At 39.7% G+C, this 19,647-nt stretch carries 18 protein-coding genes; 8 read left to right on the top strand and 10 right to left on the bottom strand.

Going from position 1 to position 19,647, the window contains the following annotated elements:
* Positions 1-109 precede the first annotated feature (109 nt).
* Entirely contained in the window at positions 110-3,460 is a 3,351-nt protein-coding gene (locus B4N75_RS01795; protein ID WP_296706448.1) for a DNA translocase FtsK, read from the bottom strand.
* A gap of 316 nt (positions 3,461-3,776) precedes the next feature.
* On the opposite strand from B4N75_RS01795, the gene B4N75_RS01790 reads away from it, so the two are divergent.
* Positions 3,777-4,703 (top strand): alpha-hydroxy-acid oxidizing protein, encoded by a 927-nt coding sequence (locus tag B4N75_RS01790; protein ID WP_296666618.1) that lies wholly within the window; start codon positions 3,777-3,779, stop codon positions 4,701-4,703.
* Positions 4,704-4,741: 38 nt separating this feature from the next.
* Here B4N75_RS01790 and B4N75_RS01785 read toward each other — a convergent pair whose 3' ends face one another.
* The 8 genes from B4N75_RS01785 to B4N75_RS01750 all read right to left on the bottom strand — a co-directional run bounded on the left by B4N75_RS01785 (position 4,742) and on the right by B4N75_RS01750 (position 12,720).
* Entirely contained in the window at positions 4,742-6,298 is a 1,557-nt protein-coding gene (locus tag B4N75_RS01785; RefSeq protein WP_296706450.1) for a phenylalanine--tRNA ligase subunit alpha, read from the bottom strand.
* Positions 6,299-6,394: 96 nt separating this feature from the next.
* A complete protein-coding gene (locus B4N75_RS01780; protein WP_296666616.1) occupies positions 6,395-6,790 on the bottom strand; it encodes a hypothetical protein in 396 nt (131 codons plus the stop codon).
* Positions 6,791-6,827: 37 nt separating this feature from the next.
* On the bottom strand, positions 6,828-7,547 hold the full coding sequence (locus B4N75_RS01775; protein WP_296019496.1) for a hypothetical protein: 720 nt from the start codon (positions 7,545-7,547) through the stop codon (positions 6,828-6,830).
* Entirely contained in the window at positions 7,526-8,161 is a 636-nt protein-coding gene (locus B4N75_RS01770) for a rhomboid family intramembrane serine protease (protein ID WP_296019499.1), read from the bottom strand. The genes B4N75_RS01775 and B4N75_RS01770 overlap by 22 nt, the downstream gene beginning before the upstream one ends.
* Positions 8,162-8,166: 5 nt before the next feature.
* Entirely contained in the window at positions 8,167-9,291 is a 1,125-nt protein-coding gene (dgcA, locus tag B4N75_RS01765) for a diguanylate cyclase DgcA (RefSeq protein ID WP_296019502.1), read from the bottom strand.
* Positions 9,288-10,874: a hypothetical protein gene (locus tag B4N75_RS01760; protein ID WP_296706446.1), complete on the bottom strand. Its 1,587-nt coding sequence runs from the start codon at positions 10,872-10,874 to the stop codon at positions 9,288-9,290. Before B4N75_RS01760 ends, dgcA begins: the two co-directional genes overlap by 4 nt.
* Positions 10,875-10,956: 82 nt before the next feature.
* Complete coding sequence (dusB, locus tag B4N75_RS01755) at positions 10,957-11,937, bottom strand: tRNA dihydrouridine synthase DusB (protein WP_296666609.1); 981 nt, start codon at positions 11,935-11,937, stop codon at positions 10,957-10,959.
* Positions 11,938-12,720, bottom strand: coding sequence for a TatD family hydrolase (locus B4N75_RS01750; RefSeq protein ID WP_296019508.1), 783 nt, complete (start codon positions 12,718-12,720; stop codon positions 11,938-11,940).
* Between the two features lie 296 nt (positions 12,721-13,016).
* On the opposite strand from B4N75_RS01750, the gene B4N75_RS01745 reads away from it, so the two are divergent.
* The 4 genes from B4N75_RS01745 to B4N75_RS01730 are packed head-to-tail and all read left to right on the top strand — an operon-like array spanning position 13,017 to position 15,956.
* Positions 13,017-14,039 carry a M23 family metallopeptidase gene (locus tag B4N75_RS01745; RefSeq protein ID WP_296019510.1) on the top strand — a complete coding sequence of 341 codons (1,023 nt, stop codon included), beginning with the start codon at positions 13,017-13,019 and terminating at the stop codon, positions 14,037-14,039.
* Position 14,040: 1 nt separating this feature from the next.
* Positions 14,041-14,448, top strand: coding sequence for a bactofilin family protein (locus B4N75_RS01740; RefSeq protein WP_296019513.1), 408 nt, complete (start codon positions 14,041-14,043; stop codon positions 14,446-14,448).
* A complete protein-coding gene (locus B4N75_RS01735; protein ID WP_296019515.1) occupies positions 14,449-15,003 on the top strand; it encodes a YaaR family protein in 555 nt (184 codons plus the stop codon).
* Positions 15,004-15,020: 17 nt separating this feature from the next.
* Complete coding sequence (locus B4N75_RS01730) at positions 15,021-15,956, top strand: PSP1 domain-containing protein (protein WP_296666604.1); 936 nt, start codon at positions 15,021-15,023, stop codon at positions 15,954-15,956.
* Here the strand turns inward: B4N75_RS01730 and B4N75_RS01725 are convergent.
* A complete protein-coding gene (locus B4N75_RS01725) occupies positions 15,953-16,681 on the bottom strand; it encodes a class I SAM-dependent methyltransferase (RefSeq protein WP_296706444.1) in 729 nt (242 codons plus the stop codon). The two genes, B4N75_RS01730 and B4N75_RS01725, sit on opposite strands and share 4 nt — an antisense overlap.
* A gap of 312 nt (positions 16,682-16,993) precedes the next feature.
* On the opposite strand from B4N75_RS01725, the gene B4N75_RS01720 reads away from it, so the two are divergent.
* The 3 genes from B4N75_RS01720 to B4N75_RS01710 form a co-directional block, all read left to right on the top strand.
* Entirely contained in the window at positions 16,994-18,118 is a 1,125-nt protein-coding gene (locus B4N75_RS01720) for an NAD(P) transhydrogenase subunit alpha (protein ID WP_296706441.1), read from the top strand.
* Between the two features lie 145 nt (positions 18,119-18,263).
* Positions 18,264-18,560 carry an NAD(P) transhydrogenase subunit alpha gene (locus tag B4N75_RS01715; RefSeq protein ID WP_296692757.1) on the top strand — a complete coding sequence of 99 codons (297 nt, stop codon included), beginning with the start codon at positions 18,264-18,266 and terminating at the stop codon, positions 18,558-18,560.
* Positions 18,561-18,571: 11 nt separating this feature from the next.
* Positions 18,572-19,647 (top strand): NAD(P)(+) transhydrogenase (Re/Si-specific) subunit beta (locus tag B4N75_RS01710; RefSeq protein ID WP_296706439.1); only part of this gene is annotated, 1,076 nt, incomplete at its 3' end.

Here is a 19,647-nt window from a genome sequence, read left to right as displayed (position 1 = left end):
CTCCTCAGAAAAGCAGATTTTTTAATACTGCGATTTCTAAAAAGAACAATAACATAGTGTTAATGATTTTTCAATGAACAAGAATTTTCTTTGCACGATGCTCCAAATTTTATGGAACATAGATTACTTCGCGCGGTTTTGAGCCGTTTTGAGGGCCTACGATTCCTCGTTCTTCCATTTCTTCTACGAGGCGGGCTGCACGGTTATAACCGATTTTGAGTCTGCGCTGAAGATATGAGGCACTTGCTTTTCCTGACTGCACAACAATTTCTAGCGCCTTGTCATAAAGAGGATCATCGCCTTCGCCAAAGAGTCCCAAATTTCCGTCATTCTCTTCTTCGTCATCTTCAACAAAAATTTCATCGTCAATATAATCTGGCTCTCCATACTGTTTTACATAATCCACGACTTTTTCAACTTCGTCATCGCTAACTAAAGTTCCCTGAATTCGCACTGGGAATGGATCTGTTGCGCTGGCATAAAGCATATCGCCTTTTCCCAAAAGTTTTTCGGCTCCAATCTGGTCAATAATGATGTTTGAATCCGTACGGCTTGCAACCATAAATGCAATTCTGCTTGGAATATTTGCTTTTATAAGACCGGTGATTACGTTTACTGACGGTCGCTGAGTTGCCAGAACAAGATGAATTCCAACTGCACGCGACATTGCCGTAAGCCGTGCAACTATTGATTCAAGTTCGCGGCCTGTTGTTGCCATCAAATCTGCAAATTCATCAATAATTACTACGATATATGGCAGTTTTTCCTGCATGAGATGCCGTTCTTCTATGCGTCGGTTAAAATTTGAAATATCGCGCACTCCCATGTTATCCAAAAGCGCATATCGGCGTTCCATTTCGCAAAGACAATACTGAAGCGACTGCAATGCCTTTTTTGGCTCGGTAATTACAGGAGTTAAAAGATGCGGAATATCGTTGTAAAGTTTTAATTCTACGACTTTCGGGTCAATCAAAATCAATTTTACCTGATTAGGATTGCGTTTGTACAAAATCGAAAGAATAAGCGAATTTACACAAACCGATTTTCCAGAACCGGTTGAACCCGCAATCAGAAGATGCGGAGTTTTTGCAAGATCGATTAAACGAGGCTCGCCGGAAATATCTTTTCCCAAAATTACAGGAATCGCCATCTTCTCAAAAGCCGGATTTTTCTGTTCCATAATTTCACGGAAACTTACAACTGCGCGATTTTTGTTCGGAATTTCGATTCCAACTGCCGATTTTCCCGGAATTGGCGAAACTATGCGGACAGAAGTTGCAGCAAGCCTAAGCGCAATATTGTCCTGCAAGGAGCGGATTTTGTTTACATTTACGCCAGGAGCCGGAAGAATTTCAAACATCGTTACAACAGGTCCTTTTCGGATTCCTGTAACCTTCACTTCAATATTGAATTCAGCAAGAGTCTGAGCCAAGTCGGTAGCTTTTTTCTTTGTCTCGTCATCTACAATCCAATATTCGCCGTTATCATATTTTTGCAAAATTCCTTCAACTGGAATTTTATAATCTGCAATTCTGAGCTTTGGCTGCGGTTTTTCTGGCTGAACATTTTCGCTTTCAACTGCATTTTCAGGCTGAGTTTTTGCAACTGCCAGAGCAGAAGTCCGGGCCGACAAGGCAGAAGAATTTTTTGCAGGAGAAGCTTGTTCTTCGCGGAGAATTGCATTCTTTTTTTCAAACGGCACACCGTTACTGTCTACAACAGGCTTTGCCGTCGGATTAAATTCAAAATCCGAAAACGTGCTGTCAAAATCGTCATCGTCCGCTTTTTCCGCATTTTGCGATAATTCTTCATTTTTTTGCTCAGGCTGAGTTTCAAAATCAGAAGTTTTCTGCGCAATCATTGGATTTTTTTTAGCGTCACTGTCCATTTTTGCAAAAATCGAGGCAAAACTGTTATTTCTCTGCTCAACAAAGCTTGAAAGGTCGTCGTCTCCGTTTTCGCAATCCAAATTATCGTTGCCAAAACCGTCATCATCGTCTTTGTCAAAATCGTCTTCAAAACCAGTATCGTCCTCAGAACTTTCACTTTCATTTTCAGGCTCATTTTCCGCAAAACCGGCACTTTCGTTCTCAAAGCTTTCTTCTGTTTCCGGAATTTTTGGCATTACCGGCAGATTTTCAGTTTCGCCTTCCGCAAATTCAGTTTCTGTTTCCGGCTCAATTCCGTCCTGAACTTCAAATTCGTTTTCCAGCTCTAATCCATCTTCCGGTTCAGCTTTGTCTTCCGCAAAATCTTCATCGCCATCAAAAATCTCAGCATCATCAGCATCAAAGTAATCTTTTACATCATCTAAAATTTCAGTTTCGCTTTCATCCGAAAGAATTTCGCCTTCCACTTCTTCTTCATTTTTTTGTTCCGAAGAATAATCAAAATCTTCAAAAGGCTGATTTTCCAATTCGCCGTCTTCGTTAGTAGCTCCAATTTCCGGAGTTTTCAAAATTTCGCCGTCAGAATTTTCCAAAAAATCCGCATCCAAAGAATCCGAAATTTCGGTTTCGTCAGAGTTGTTCATAAAATCATCAGTCAAATCCGGCAAATCAAAATCTTCATCGCTTACAGGAATTTCTTCTTCGATAAGTTCAAAAGAATTTTCTTCATTCTTTTCGGAATCTTCTTTTAGTTTTTGAGCCTCATTTTCATCCTGCTCATCAAAAATATGTTCAAAAGGATTTTCTTCAATTTCTGATTTTTCGCCGGCTTCAAGCTCATTTTTTTCTCCGCTTTCCAAATTTTTTGGAATTTCAAGGCCAACATTTTTTTCTTTTTCCGGCTCGTCCCCAAAACTTTCAATTTCTACATTTTGTTCGTTATTTTTCGGCTCAATTTCTTTGTTTTCCGCATTTTTTTGAACTTCGCCCGATTTTTCGCCAAAAATGGCCTTTTCTGCGTCAAAATTTTCAGCCGCCAAACCAGAATTTTCGTCTTTTTGAGCAAATTCTTCAATTTCGCCAAATTCATCAGAATTCTCGTCAAAATCAATTTCTTTCTCTTTTTTTCCAGCGTTTTCAATAACATCGCCAATCATCGAAAGAACCAGATATTCGACAACGACAATAATCGCTCCAGTCACAAGCGCAACCAAAAGTTTCATTACAAGCACGTCGCCCGAATTTTCCGCAATAAGCATCCGGCAAATATGTTCAACCGCATCAAGAGTAAAAAACGGAATCACCGAACCTGCAAGCACAACGCCGTTTCGCACGTGCCAAGAACGCATAAAACATTCAAAAGCGGCAACCAGCAAAAACAGAGGAATTAAAACTGAACAAATTCCGTAAACTCCCGTAAAAAGTTTTCCAAAACGCCACAAAGCAGAAAAACGCGCCGTCTCGAGTCCGCAAAAATCCAAAAGCACAAATAAAAGCGAAATACAGAAAAAAGCGGCAATGGCATAAAGAATAAATCCGGCAACCGCCGAAATTTTCAAATTTTTATTCATCAAAAAACTCCACGAGAATTTTCAGTTAAAGTTACTTTTTATTTATCGGCCAAAAAAAACCGAAGTTTAGAATGATTTTGAACCTAAAAAAGCTGGAAAATTTCCAATTTTAAAAATTCAGACCAAATTTTTCCGACCGCGTCCGGCTTTTCACGGTTCCGCTTTCGCTCCATTGCTGCGCAACTAGCGCCGTTACAATCCGGGGTAAAACTTCCGCAAAAAGCTCATTCACTTTTCGCGCCTTTTTGTCCAGTTTTTACAAAACCTTCTATAATCTATATTACAATTTGTTCATTTATCTTATAATTCTTCTAAAATGAACAAATTTAAGTGCCACTTTTGCACAATTTGCAACGGAACAGGCTGCATCGACCAGCTTCCAGGCATGGGCGGCGTAAACCGGAACATAAATTTTCGTCTCAACTGCGACGGATGGGAAGTTCTCCGCAAAGAAAATCCTCTCGTCTTTATAAATTTTATTGAACGCCCAGTAAACGAACGAATTCCTCAAATTGCCTTTGCGCCAATCACTGGAGCAGTCGAAAACATCGGTTTTTCCAGCGAAGAAGAATATTACAGCTCGATTTTTTCAGCAATCCATAAAAGCGGCATTGAACTTTGCGCAGGAGATGGATTTCCAGACGACAAAATCAAATTCGGCCTGCAGGCCATAAAAAAAATTCAAAAGACCGACAAAAATGCAAAGGCAAATTTCTTTATAAAACCTTTTCAAAACAAAAAAATTTTTGAACATATCGAAATGGTTCTGCCGTTTGCAAAATCAATCGGAATCGACATAGATTCTTACAACATTGCAACAATGCAAAATCTTGTTCCGCTCGAAAAAAAATCTGCTTTGCAGCTACAGGAAATAAAAAAATTCTTGCACTCAAAAGACATTCCTTTCGTTTTAAAAGGCATTTTTGACAAAGACGGAATAGAAATCGTTAAACATGTCAAACCAGATGCCGCTTACATTTCAAACCATGGCGGACGCATTCAAACCAAAATCGGCTCAACTGCCGAGTTTTTGCAAAATCACGGCGAAGAACTAAAAAATTACACAAAAAAAATCTGGGTAGACGGCGGAATCCGCACAGCCCTCGACGTAGCAACAGCCATGGCTTTCGGTGCTGATAAAATTTTAATAGGACGCCCCTTTGTAACCGCTTATTGCAAAAACGGCGAAACCGGAATTTGCCAAAAAGCCCTCGAATTCAGCCTTTTGCAGTACGCAAAATAAAAAAAGACTGTCCGAGCCGGGCAGTCTTCTCAATTTACCTAGAATTTTACTTTTCTTAAACGAACTTCTTCTATATCTTCGCTGAAAAGTTCTCGCAAATCGTTCAATCCCAGCGCCATGAGAGCCATACGATCAATTCCCATTCCCCAGGCAAGAACTGGACAGTCAAGTCCCTGAGCTTTTGTTACTTCTGGTCTAAAAATTCCTGCTCCGCCAAGTTCAAACCAGCCCAAAACAGGGTGCTTGATATGAACTTCTACTGACGGTTCTGTAAACGGAAAGTATCCCGGAACATATTTAACTTCTGTTGCGCCGGCAACTTCTTTTGCAAACATTTCAAGCATACCGAGCAAAGTGCGCAAATTCACATCATTTCCGGCAATAATTCCTTCTGTCTGGTAAAAGTCAGAAAGATGAGTTGCATCAACCTTGTCATAGCGGAAACAGCGGGCAATACCAAAATATTTTCCCGGAACTTTTGCTTTGTGCAACTGATGAGCCGAAAGAACGGTTCCCTGCGAACGCAAAACTAAACGGCGTGTAAATTCGTGGTCAAAATCATAATTCCAGCCACGGCTTCCTGTATTTCCGCCGTTTTTGTGAGTTTCGGCAACGTTTGAAAGCCAAGGCTCTTCTATTGATTTTGCATGTGTCGGATTTTTTATACGGTAAACATCGTGAATATCGCGGGCAGCGTGGAACTGAGGCATAAAAAGCGCATCGCCATTCCAGAATTCTGTTTCTACAAGCGGACCGTCATATTCTTCAAAACCAAGAGAACATAATTTGTCTTTTACATGTTCAAGAAACTGCACATAAGGGTTTGTGCGTCCAGGAATAATGCGTGCCGGCGGAATTGCAATGTTATAACCGCGGAATGTGCCTTTTTTCCAATCGCCTGTTTCAAGCATTTTTGGAGTAAGTTCTCCAATTTCGTTTCCAGTAATTCCTGCTTTTTTGAGAGCCTCAACAACTTCGCCAATCGCCGGAGTAAATTTATAAATTACGGTTTCGCGTTCAATGATTTTAAAAGCACTGTCGGCCGCACCACGTTTTTTTGCGTAAGATGCAATTGCAGTTTTTTCTTCTTCGGACAAAGAAGCGCTTTCCAACTGGCCGTTTTCTGCTCCAGCCGCCTTTTTAAGAACTTCGCGGGCAAGCGTAATTCTTGCAGGAGTCTGAGCACCTGTATATTCGGCTTTTTTTTCGGCATTCATTTTTAAAACGCCATCTTTTGAAAGCGGACCAAAGGCAGAACCAACATCTCTCTGTTCAAGACCAATTCCAGCTGCAATTTCCGGCAGAGTTTTTGCTCCATTGTCTTTTACGTATGCAATGATTTTTTCTTCTGGAGTGCCATTTTCTGCAAAATTGCGCCCCAAATCTGTAATTTCGTAAAAAGTATGTGGAATACGGCGCTCAACGTTTAAAAGTTCTTTTCCGCCAAGCCAGCTAAAAGCCTGATTGGCATGACCTTCTTTGTAGCCAAGTTCTTTCTGAAGTTTTTCTGAACTCAATTCATCTTTTTCTGTATATTTTAAGAGAACTTTAATTTCGAGTGGGTGAAGATTTTTAATAATATTCTGAATATCCATTTTTAATTCCATTTTCCAGCAACGCCGGTATAAAAAATTTGAGCCAGTTTCCGTTTGGAATCCAGCTCATATTTCTGACAAAAATTTGTTTTTTATTTAACGCTGAAACCTAACAAAAGACTGATACATAGCCCACTTAAAGCCTGTTTTTTCGTCTTTGTAGTATTTTACGGTATCGCGTTTCATATATTTATATCCGTAATATTCATCGTGCTGATCCTGAAAATCTTTCAAAACAGCAAGCGCTGTATTCATTGCCTCGCCCTGATCAAAAGCTACTGCATGGCAAGTATAGAACAAGCGTACTTCGTCAGTAAGCGGAGTATACTGTAGCTCAACCTTAGCGGTTTTATTTGTAACATGCTGGTCTTCCGGAATAATTGTTTCAATTCCGTTATCCGGCTTAGGTTTTAAAAGATCGTCAATTTCGTCTGCAAATGCAACGGCAGAAAAACAAAATACTGCTGCTGCAATGGCACAAATTTTTTTCATTATTAAATTCCTCCCCAACCCCCGATAATTTTATGCTTCAAAACATTTCGTAATTTAATATTCTATCGGTTTCCATAAAAAAATCAAGCATAACACGATAGCGGCCGGCCTCAACGCCAATCACCGGAGCACAACAGATTAAAAGTCTGCTTTCTATTTCTTTTGGTTTATTTTTAATTTGCGCGCGCCAATATTCCCGAACTGCATTTTTTATTGCTTCTGCGCAGGCCTGCTCAATTCCGGCAAAACCGTCTTGAAGTTTTCCATAGCCAACACCACGAATTCTCGGATTTTTTACAGTTTGCCACGATTTATAAAGATTCTGCTGAAATTCACTTCTTTCAAATTCAACACGACAATAAAGCCTGTCATCTTTAAAAGCCGGATTTTTATATTGAATAGAATTTAATTCACTTTGCGTAAGCTCTTGAACCGGCTCAAAATTCAAATATTCCTTAACACCGCGGGCTTTATCGTAAGGAGTATATTCAACTTTCCAACCGTAAAGCATTCCTTGAACAAAAAAAGGCGCAGTTTTTTTTAAACGGTTTACCGGAAGAACGTTTTCGTTTTTTTCCAAATCAAGATTTTTTTCCTCTTCATTCCAAATAAAACCTGGAAAAGCTTCTTTTTCTGCCCACAAAAGAATTTGAATTTTCCGCTCCTGATTTAAATTTTGGGCAAAAATTGAATTCAAATTCACGTTCAAAAAAACAAAAATCGAAAAAAACAAAATTATCGGTAAGCGTTTTTCCATACTTTTAACGGATTTATTCCAAACCTTACAACAAAATACAGCCAGGCAAATGCAAATCCTGCCAAATGAACAGAATGTGCAACTCCGTCCCTAAACGAAAAAAACTGTTCAAAAAATTCAATCAGAGCATAAGAAAGAACCAAAATCGGCGCAGGAACTGGAATCAATCCCCAAATAAAAATTGTGCTTCTTGGAAAAAGAATTGCATAAGCAAGCAAAATTCCGTAAACCGCTCCGCTGGCGCCCATCAAAAAAACTTTGTACAGTCCGAAAAAATAATAAACCGCCAAAGAAAAAATTCCGCCTGCAAAACCAATCAGAAGATACATCAAAACAAATTCTTTTGTGCCAATCGCCTTTTCAACCGCAAGTCCAAAACAAAAAAGTCCAATCATATTAAACAAAACATGGGTAAAACTTCCGTGTATGAACATATAAGTAAAAGGCTGCCAAAACATTTTGTATACAAAACAGTTATAGACGTTCAGTGAACAAAAATATTGAATTTGCGGAAACATTTTTTCAAGCAAAAAAATTCCTGCATTTATAAGAACGATTATTATCGTTGCATTTTTAAAACTGTATTTAAAAGGTTTTCGTATTATCGATGCCATATTTTTTATTCAGTAATTTTAATTTCGGAAATAAGTCTCTCGTCTGCAAAAGTTACCCGGTTTCTTCCGCTGCGTTTTGAAACATAAAGAGCCTGGTCAGCCTGATCAACAAGCTGCTTTGGCGAAGAAACAAGATTTTTTTCAGAATCAAAAACCGTAACGCCTATCGAAATCGTAACTTTTACATGCTGATTTTCGTAACAAAAATCATACTCTTCAACATGCTGTCTGATTCTTTCTGCAACAGTCATTGCATCGTCTTTTCCGGTTTTGTCCAGCATGACGGTGAATTCTTCTCCACCGTAACGGCTTGCTAAATCGCAGGAACGAATGCATGAGCGTATAATTTTTGCAACTGTCTGCAAAACATAATCTCCGCAGGCATGACCGTAAGTGTCATTAAATCTTTTAAAAAAATCAATATCGAACATAATTACAGCAAGCGGCAAATTTTGCGTCATAGCAACATCAAGCTTGTCCGTAAGCACATTGTAGAAAAAATATTTCAGTTTTAAGTGCGTCATCATATCGGTAGAAGAACGTTCGAGCAAAGTTGAATTATAAATCGCAACAGCAGCAAGAGAGGCAATTGTCAAAATCAATTCTTTTTCGTACGAGCTGTAGCCTTGCTCTTCAGGCAAAGAAATTTTTTCGCCAAGCACCAAAATTCCGTCAAGATGATTTTTTTGAACAAGCGGAACAATCAATGACGGCTTTAAAGAAGAGATCGGTTCCAAATCCGCATAGGCTGGAACTTCCGCCTTTAATTCATCAATCGTAAAAACTCTGTCAGTTTTTGTAATAACATTTATGAGCGGATTAGACACTGAAATTTTATAAGTTACATTCGGATCAAGTTCAAGACCGTTATAGTTTCTGTTCAAAACAAAATAATCCGAATCCAAAGGCTCAGGAACAAAAACACCGGCCCCCAAAACCCTAAACTGTCCCATGCAAGTATAGAGAATTGACTCAATCAACTGCGAAAATTCAATTGTCGAACAAAGCGAACGAGAAATTTCCAGAAGTGTCTTTAAATCATAAATCTTCTTTTCATATTGACTGACAATTTCAGCATATTCGGGATTTAAATTTGGAGTTAGTTCTGAATGTGATAAATTTTGACTCATTTCCTTTCGACCTCTCCAACTATAACGTAATTCTTCATTATTTCAAGAAAAATTGCCCACTTTTCCAGCTGAGTTTCCAGCCTGTTGGAATTTTCTCTGTTTCGTGAAGAGCCCAGCAAAACTTTTATATTTGAACATAAATCTGGCTTTACTTTTTTTGAATCAATAAAAAGGTCGCCAATCTGTCTGTACAAATCAAAGAACTGCGATGCAAAATTTTGAACAGTTTCATAAGCCTGTGCATTTATATTATCGACAGTTGCTTCCAATTTTTTTACAAAATCTGCATCGCGCTGACCGTCACGGATAAAACCTTCGATAACTGCCTGATCGTTTTTTCCTTCACGTTCAAAAGAGCTGTCAAATTCTCCCAAAGCCTTTACACATTCTTCGCAGCCGTAAACCGCATCTGAAAAAGATTTTTTAATCGACGGATTTTCAAAAAAGCCTTCAATTACAATGTCTTCAAGAAGATTTTGAATCGAATCCGTAAAATAATGAACTGCAAACGTTTTTTCAATCTGCAAAGGTGTAATCCAATCGTATGATTTTGTACAATTAGACCGTATATTTGCACTGTTCTGGCTGTTATAGGCAAAAAATTCTTCAAGCGGATTTTCTTCAAAAAGTTTTTTTAAATCTGTCGAAATCGTGCTGTCCTTAATTTCGGTTTTAATTCTCGTTTCGTCGGAAACAAATTTTTCTTTCATAAAATCTGCAAAACGATAGCGCGAGCCAGGTTTATAACTTGCAGTCTGAGGAACAAGCTCTGGTTCTTTTTTAGCGAGACGAATCACTTCTAATTGAATTTCGGGCTTAAGAAATTTTACAAGAACCGAATTCATTTTTTTTAAGGCTTCGAGATATTTTTCTGAACTTGCAGAATCAAATTTTTTTCCGCCACTGCGTATTTCTGCCAAGGCGACAACTGCCCGTCCGAGCGCTGAAGTTATTTTAAAATGCGCCGTAAGATAATAAAAATCTAATAGAGAATTTGCCATTGCCTCTGGAACGCAGGCAAAAAAATCTGCCTTATAACCAGAAATCAAAGCGGAATAATTCGGGTCAAAATTATGAATTATATTCAAATAATTGAATTGACAGACGTCGTTCAACTGCTGCAAGGACGCAATAATTTCATCAATTTTAAAAAATTCCGGTGAATTCAATTCTTTTAAAAGATATTCTAAAGTATGTCTTTGATTTTCAAAAACCCTGCTCATTGGCAAATTCGAATCAAGAACTTCCTGCTTTCTTTTTTCCAATCCAAGATTTTCGAGTTTTTCCTGATTTATATCAGAAAATCCAGTTAATAAAAGCTGAGCTTCATAAAAGGTCTTTCGTTTTATGTCTGCGCTGCAAATTGTCTGAGAAAGCAATTCTTCAAGAATTTTTGAATTTTCAAAAAGAATTCTAAAAAGCTCGGCAAAATTCGGCTGCAAAAAACCGTTTTTAAAAATCACCGGCTGAATCAGCTTTAATTCCTGTTCAATTTTATGCAAAGCCTGTTTTTTCTTTACTTCCGGGGACGAGGCCATAAAAATTGATTCAAAAATGTCAGTTAAAAATGATAAAATCCCCATAACAACTATTTATTCTAAATTTAAAAAAAGTTTTTTACAACCCGACAAAAACATAAGAAAAAACAGTTTTTTGATTTAGCCGTTACAGATACTGCTGCAAAACCTCTTTAAATTCATTTTGCGTTGAACAGGCAATAACTTTTAAGCGAAGTTCTTTTGCTCCGTCAAAGCCTTTTATGTAGTTGCTAAAACGGCCGCGCATTTTAAGGCAAGCTGCTTTTTCGCCGATTGAATCAACCAAAAGCTGCATTTCCTTAAATCCCATTGCCAAACTCTCTGACATTGAAATTTCAGAAACTGTGCCTTCCGTCAGATATTCCCGCACCCGCTTAAAAATAAATGGATTTCCTTGAGCGGCTCTTCCAATCATTATTCCATCGCATTTTGTTTCTGTGAGCATGCGCTGAGCATCTTGCGGAGTTTTTATGTCGCCGTTTCCAAAAACACAAATTCTTCCATTAACATACTCAACAAGTTCTTTGATTGAATTCCAATCGGCACTTCCGCCATAACCCTGAACCGCTGTTCTTCCATGCAAAGTAATTGCCTTTGCCCCAGCTTCAATCGCCGCCTGAGCACATTCCTTAAAAGTTATGTGTTTTGAATCCCAGCCAGTACGAATTTTTACAGAAACCGGCACATCCACGGCCTGAACAACAGCTTTTGTAATTAAGTAAAGTTTTTCCGGCTCACGAGTCAAAACGCTTCCAGCTCCAGTTTTTGTAACCTTAGGAACCGGACAACCACAATTTATATCAATACATTCGCATCGAGTTTCTTTTCGAACAATTTCTGCCGCATGCGCCATGGTTTCCGGCAAAGAACCAAAAATCTGAACGGCATAAGCCTTTTCGTTCGGCGCACGCCTCATCATCTCAAGAGTTTTTTTATTATCCCGAACAAGCGCTTCAGAACTGATTAGTTCCGTATATCCAAAATCCATGCCGCAGTCAGCACAAATACTTCGATAGCTTGCATCGGAAAAATCTGCCATAGGAGCAAGAAAAACATTCCCGCCTAAATTGAGAGAACCAATAGAAACTGGATGATAAAGAGAGCTCATTTATTCCGGCAAATTGAAAACTTTACAGCTGTTTGTCCAAAGCTGCTTGCTCAAATCTTCCAGAGGAACTTCCAGCATTTCTGCAAGGAATTTTGCAGTTGAAGGCAAATAAGCCGGCATTGTGCGTTTTTTCTCGCGGAATTCGGCAGGAATCATGAACGGGCTTTCTGTTTCGATTAAAATTCTGTCATGAGGAATATTCAAAACCGTTTCGTGCAAATTTCTTGCGTTGCGATAAGTCAAATTTCCTGCAAAAGAAAAATAAACGTTAAATCCAGCTTCAAGACATTTTTTTGCAAAAGGAGCATCTTCGCTATAACAATGCAAAATTGCGCCTTTTGAAGGAATTCTGTGCTTTAATACATCAAAAATATCTTTTCCTGCATCACGGTTATGAATAATTACAGGGAGCTGATGCTTTTCTGCAAGCTCAAGCTGAGTAATAAAAAGCTCCATCTGTGTGCGTTTGTCGCCAAACTGCTTAAAATAATCAAGACCAGTTTCGCCAACAGCAACAACATTTGGCAAAGAAAGACTTTCTTCAATAATATCAATCCAATCTTTTCCCGGAGTTGTAACTTCAGATGGAGCAACACCGACAGCATGATAAATTCCCGGAATCGCTTTTAAAGTCTGGTAAACTTTCTTAAAGTCAATCAGAGAATTATTGATAGAAACGATGCGTGTAACTCCGGCAAGGCGTGCCTGAGTAATAACGCGTAACTGTTCAATAGGATCATCGTAAATAAGCCCGATGTGAGCGTGAGTATCAAAAAATTGCATGGCTTTTTCTTCCGAAATAGAAAATGATATGACAGAGCACCCGCAAAAAAAACAAGTAATCTGTAAACTAATTTATACCGATAGAATATACGAGAAATTATATATTGTCAAATTAAAGGGGCTTGAAAAAGAATTGCATTTTACAAGCAACTAAAAAGACGTTATTTCACAACAACAGCGCTAAAATTGACATATTCATAGTGCTTTGTTATGATAAAATGTTAATGGCATATTTGGAGACTATTGTTCCTAAATATTTCAGTAATTTATGGTGAACTGCAATCACCGGAGAAAAAATGGCTAAAACTCGGCATTATAAAAAATTAGAAAAAAACATCGCTTCTTCTTTTATGTCTGTTTTAAAAGCAGGTTTTTCGAAGATTGGGCGCTTTTTTGTTAAATTTTTCAAAATTTGCGACAGCAGACTTACAATTATGATTGTTCCACATTCTCAAAGCAAAGTCGTAAATTTCCAGACGAATGTTTTTGCACTCTGCTTTGGAATCGTGCTTATAGTAGGAATTATTTCTTCCTTTGTTTATTTTAACAGACAGGCTGCCGGTTCGAGCGCAGAAATCAGCCGTTTAATGAACGAAAACCGTCAGACACTTGCAAGTCTTGACGAGCTTCGGGATGAAAACAACAATCTCTTACAGACAGCAAAGCGTTTTCAATCATCACTTTCGCAGTCTCTTTCGCTCCTTGGAATTGACAGTTCAAGCTCAGTTTCAAAAGCTTCAATGAACGACTCCGACCTTTCTTCGCTTTTTGACACAAAAAGTCAGGTTACAGGCTCAACAAGAGAAGCAACAGATATCCGCCAGTTGAATTCTTATCTTGAAAATGCGGTTCAGCCAATCGAACAAATTGGAAAAATGCTCGAAAGCCAGGGCACACTTTTTACAGATATTCCAAACATCTGGCCAATCCGCGGAGGAATCGGACATGTTTCCATGCCTTTTGGACAGAATATGCACCCGATTACAGGCCAATGGTATATCCACAAAGGACTTGACCTTTCTACATGGCGAAACGGCGACCCAATCGTAGCTACCGCAAACGGACAAGTCGTTTCTGTAGGTTATGATTTCAGTTTTGGAAACTTTGTAATCATCAAGCACAAACACGGAATTTACACACGTTACTGCCATATGCAGACAGCACGCGTAAAAAAAGGAGACTTTGTTTCACAAAGACAGATTATCGGCACAATCGGTAACACTGGAATTACGACAGGTCCTCATCTTCACTACGAAATCCACATTGGTTCGGACGTAGTAGATCCTGCAAAATACGTAAACGTAAAACTTTCAAAATAAAATGGCATTCACCTCCGACGATATTTCAATCAACACGCTCATTGGTCCTGGTTCATTTGTTTCAGGAGATATAAAAATAAATGGATTTATTCGAGTTGATGGAGATATAAAAGGAAAAATCGAAAGTCCAGGCAACATAATAATTGGCGAACGTGCAAAAATTCAAGGTAATATAACAGCTTCATCAATTGTTGTTGGCGGAATTGTTCTTGGCGACATAACCGCTCCAAAAGGAATCAAACTGCTTTCAAATTCCGTGGTCATAGGCGACATTATGACAAAAAGCCTTCAAATTGAAGATGATGTTATCTTTAACGGACATTGCATTTCTCTCAGCAACGAAGATGAATTCAAAGCTTCTAGCAGACAATATCTGGATCAGCAGGCAATTCGAAGCAAGGTTATTTAGATGGCTGGAATCGACGCAATAAAAAATCAGTCCCTTTATTTTGCCGCAACACAGGAAGCCGCAAGACAAAAAGCCAGAGAAGCCAGTAAAAATTCAAAAACAGCAACGACAAAAAAAAGTCTTTTTGCAAATTCCCTTCAAAAAAAACAAGAAGAATTCAATCTTGCAAGCGAAGGACTTCCAATAGAACTTGCGGGAATGGAAATTGAAGAGGCAGTTGTCTTTTTAAAAGACGAACTGGACTTTGCCGGCGACAAACTCGCTTCAGACCAAAGTTTGGAGCAAATCGAAAATTACCGGAAAAAACTCAGCAACTTTATGAAATATGTAACCAGAAACAATTATGAAGTTCTGATTTATAAACGGAAAAAACGAGGTTTTCCGCTGATTGACACAAAAACAGGAAAGCCGGCATATTTTGTGCAAATTCAGGTTATAAACGAAAAACTTGAAACTCTTACGAACGACATAATTTACAACCACAGCAAAAACCTGAATATACTTGCAAAAATTGAAGAATTAAACGGACTGATCGTAGATTTACTTGCCGATTAAAATTCTGGAGGAAAAAAATGAGTGACATTTTTGAAAACGATATAGATGACGAAAACGAAAATATTTCAGCATTGGAAGATTCGGACATCCGCAAAAATACCAGCGGAACAAATGAAAATTTTATTTATCCAAAACCGCTTTATCTTGCAAAATTGGAATATTCAAGCGAAGGCGTTTACTGTTCTGTTCCTAAAAAATTCCCAGAACTAAAAAAAGGCGATGCCATCATAATTCCAACACGCTACGGAAAAGACCTCGCAACAGTTTTAGGAAAAGCAAACCATCCAATCGGCATAAAACCGTCAGACATTGTAACCGTAGAACGAAAAGCAGCAGACGCAGATTTAAAAAAATACGAAGAACTTGCGGAAAAAGAAGAATCTGCATTCAAAACGTTCAGAGAAAAAGTCGCTCTCCACAAACTCGATATGAAGCTTGTTTCCGTGCACTTTCTTTTGGAAGAATCAAAGGCTCTTTTCTTTTTTTCGAGCGAAAACCGCGTAGATTTCCGCGAACTTGTAAAAGACCTTGTAAGCATTTTTAAAATGCGCATTGAATTAAGACAGATTGGCGTACGCGACGAAACCAGAATTACCGGCGGGCTTGGAGTTTGCGGAAGACCTTGCTGCTGCCACTGCGTAAGCGACAAACTCGCTCCAGTTTCCATCAAAATGGCAAAAGAACAGGGGCTTTCTCTAAATTCCATGAAAATCAGCGGACAGTGCGGAAGACTTTTGTGCTGCTTAAGCTATGAATTCAACTGGTATTCGGAAGCAAGAAAAACCTTGCCAAACGAAGGTGTTCATATTTTTTACGACGGAACCCAATTCAAAATCACAGATGTAAATCCGCTCACAAAAATGATAAAAATGCTCGGCGAAGACGGCCGCATTCTCGAAATTCCAGCAAAACGGTTTGAAAAAGAAAATTCAAACCGCTGGAAAATCAACTAGCTTACAACAGCAACAACTCTCTGGCTTTTTTCTGTAAACGGATTTTCAGCAAAATCGCTGTATAATTCAACCTTAGAAAAGCCAGCTTCGAGCGCAAAACTTTCAATTTCGGAAGTTGTTAAAAGGTAAACCGGCGCATTCTGCGTTACAACTAGTTTTTTGTCATTGCTGTTCGTCAAAACCTGTTCAAGATAAAAATTTTCGCCGCGTTTTTCAATTACAGACTTTAAATTCGAACGAATGCTTTCCCGAACTGGAAATTCAATTTTTTCAAGTTCAGAATAATTTTCAAAATTTGGCAGTTCAAGAATCAAAAGACCATTTTCGGAAACCAATTGCCGGCAATCAAAAAAAAACTTTCTCATTAAAGTTTTGTCGTGCGTAAAAACAATTCTGCCATTTAAAATCGAAATAATATTGTAAAAATTTTTGCCTAAAAAACGGGTCATTTCTAGCGACGACATTTGAAAATAACGGACAGCCATTAACTGAGTCCGCCTTTTCCGGTTTGCACTTTCCAAAAGTTCCTGAGAAGTTTCAATTCCCGTAACGTCCGAACCTTCCCGTGCAAGATTGTGTTCAAAAGTCCCCGAACCACAGCCTATCTGCAAAAATTTAACCGGTTTTTTGAACAGAATCATTTTTTTTTGATAAAACACTTTTTGTTCTTCAGTAACAGGATATAACTCATCATAGTATTCTGCTATGTTCTGATTTATTTCCATAATAAAAATTATAAAGTCAAATCTCAAATTACGAAAGTTTTATTTTCTTAAATTTTTGGAGCACATTTTTCGCTCTAACCGGCTCTGCACGGTTCCGCTTGCGCTCCATTCAAAAGCCGGAAAATTTTTCCGCCTTTTGAACGCTCCGCGCCGTTCCGATCCGGGCTAGGTTCACGAATTTTATCTCTTCAAATTTGCGTGTTTTTAAATTCAGCCTTAAAATTAAAATGGTTTATTCAAAGAAAATAGCACATTTTGGCAGTTTGCTTTTGCTGTGCAAAAATTCCAATAAAAAAAGGAGTGCATAGTTTTATGAAAAAAGTTCTTGTCTGCCGGGAAAAAGACGAAAGAGAAACACGCGTTTCTCTTATTCCCGACGATGTAAAAAAACTTGTTTCGATGGGATTTGAAATCAAGGTTGTGTCTGGAGCGGGCTTGAAAAGCGGTTTTAGCGACGAGGCTTACAAGGCTGCCGGAGCTTTTGTTGTGGAGAGCGAGGAAAGCGCGTACGGCGACAGCGAAATAATCGTGCGGATTATGAAGCCTGAAAGCATAAACGGAATAAAAAGCGGCACGCTTCATCTGAGCTATCTTGACCCTTTCAATCAGAAAGACTTGCTGAACGGATTTGCGGAGAACGGAATTCAGGCGGTCTCGCTTGAGATGATTCCGCGCACTACCCTTGCGCAGAAAATGGACGTTCAGTCTTCACAGACTTCGCTTGCAGGATATGTCGCGGTTTTGAACGCGGCTTCGCATCTTCCAAAGGCGTTGCCGATGATGGTGACTCCTGCCGGAACAATAAATCCGGCGCGCGTTTTTGTTATTGGTGTCGGTGTTGCAGGCTTGCAGGCGATAGCGACCGCAAAACGTCTTGGCGCGCGTGTTGACGCTTTTGACACGCGTCCTGTCGTTGAGGAGCAGGTAAAGTCTCTTGGAGCTTCGTTTTTGAAAATCGACCTGGGCGAGATGGGGCAGACTTCGCAAGGCTACGCGAAAGAGCTTACGCCCGAGCAGATTGCAAAGCAGAAAGAGGCTCAGGCGAAAGTCTGCGAGAAAGCGAATATCGTAATCACGACGGCGAAAGTTTTTGGAAGAAAAGCTCCGCGCCTTATCGAAAAGAATGTTCTTGACCGGATGATGCCGGGCTCGATTGTTGTTGACATGGCGTGCTCAACCGGCGGAAACGTTGAAGGCTCAAAGCTTTTTGAGAATGTCGTCACAGAAAACGGCGTTACGATTATATCAGGCGATATGCTTGAGCGGCAGGTTCCTTACGACGCGTCAAAAATGTTCTCTGGAAACATTACTGCGTTTCTTACGCATTTTTATGACAAGGAAGCGAAAGAGCTTAAAGTGAATCTTGACGACGAGATTATGAAAGGCTGCCTTTTGACTCAGGGCGGAAAAATTATCCACGAGAGATTCAAAGATTAGGATTTTTGCGGTTTTTCACTTTTGATTAAAGCCGGCGGGTTTTTAAGGGCGCAGCCCTTAGGAGAATGGGGTATGGCGAAACTTTAGTTGAGCCTAGGGGAAAGGCTTTTCCCCTGACTTTTAATATTTTTAACTGGAGAAAATTATGGATATTATGCTTATTTTTGTTTTTGTGATTGCGGCTTTTCTGGGGCTTGAGCTGATTGCAAAAGTTCCGAGCCAGCTGCACACTCCGCTGATGTCTGGAACGAACGCGATTTCAGGAATTACGGTTGTAGGCGCGGTGAGCATTACGGCGGTTGCTGTTAAAGTTGGAGGAAAGCTTGGCGCAGTTCTTGGTTTTCTTGCGATTGTCTTTGCGACAATAAATGTTATCGGCGGCTATATGGTTACTGACCGTATGCTTGGAATGTTCAAAAAGAAAGACGACACGAAAAAATAACGGAGATTTTTATGAGCGATATTTTGATTAAAATTTTGTATATGGTTTCGTGCGTGTTTTTTATCCGCGGAATCAAGCTTATGGGAAAGACTCCGACTGCGCGGAAAGGAAATCTTCTTTCTTCCGTCGGAATGTTGATTGCGGTTGTTACGGTCTTGTGCGAGAACGAGGTTTTAGGCTCTTGGAATTCTGATAACTGGCTTTCAAACGGATATGTCTGGATTGCGGCGGCGATTCTTGTTGGAACTGTAATCGGCGCAATCTGGTCAAAGAAAGTCCAGATGACTGGAATGCCGGAGCTTGTAGCGCTTTTCAACGGATTCGGAGGCTTGTCTTCGCTTTTGGTCGCGCTTACGCAGTATCTTTGCTCTGACAAGGGCGATTCTTTTACGGCGGTTTCGCTCGGGCTTACAATCGCGATTGGATCGGTCGCTTTTACAGGCTCGCTTGTCGCTTGGGGAAAACTCAGCGGAAAGATGACTTTTAAGGGCTGGAAAATTCCTGCAAAAAACGCTGTGAACGCTGTCTTGTGCGCAGTCGGTCTTGCCGGAATTGCCGCGTATTCGTTCTTTTCTAAAGAGAATGTTTTTGGTTTTCAGAACATTGAATTTGCCGGAATCGTTGTCTCGACTGCCGCGTTCATAATTCTCGGATTTACGATGGTGATTCCAATCGGCGGCGGCGATATGCCTGTAATCATCTCGTTCTTGAACGCGCTTTCTGGTCTTGCGGCGGCTTTTGCCGGATTTGCAATCAACAATACGGTTCTTGTTGTTTCTGGCTGTCTTGTCGGGGCTTCGGGATTGATTTTGACATTGATTATGTGCAAGGCGATGAACCGAACCTTTGGAAGCCTCTTGTTCAAGAGTTTCGGCGGCTCGAAGAAAAAAGGCGCGGCTGGTCCTGCAAAAGAGCCGAAGGCGATTTCTGTCGATGACGCTTATCTGATTCTTGAGGCTGCGAAAAATGTTGTGATTGTTCCGGGCTACGGAATGGCGGTTGCTCAGGCGCAGCATGCGGTCAAGGAGCTTTGCGACAAGCTCGAGGCGAACGGCGCGGAAGTGAACTTTGCGATTCACCCGGTTGC

The organism is Treponema sp. UBA7570 (assembly GCA_002477955.1).
Lineage (GTDB): Bacteria > Spirochaetota > Spirochaetia > Treponematales > Treponemataceae > Treponema_D.
The sequence above is the reverse complement of the archived record's forward strand: the minus strand, read 5'-3'. Positions and strand labels throughout refer to the sequence as shown.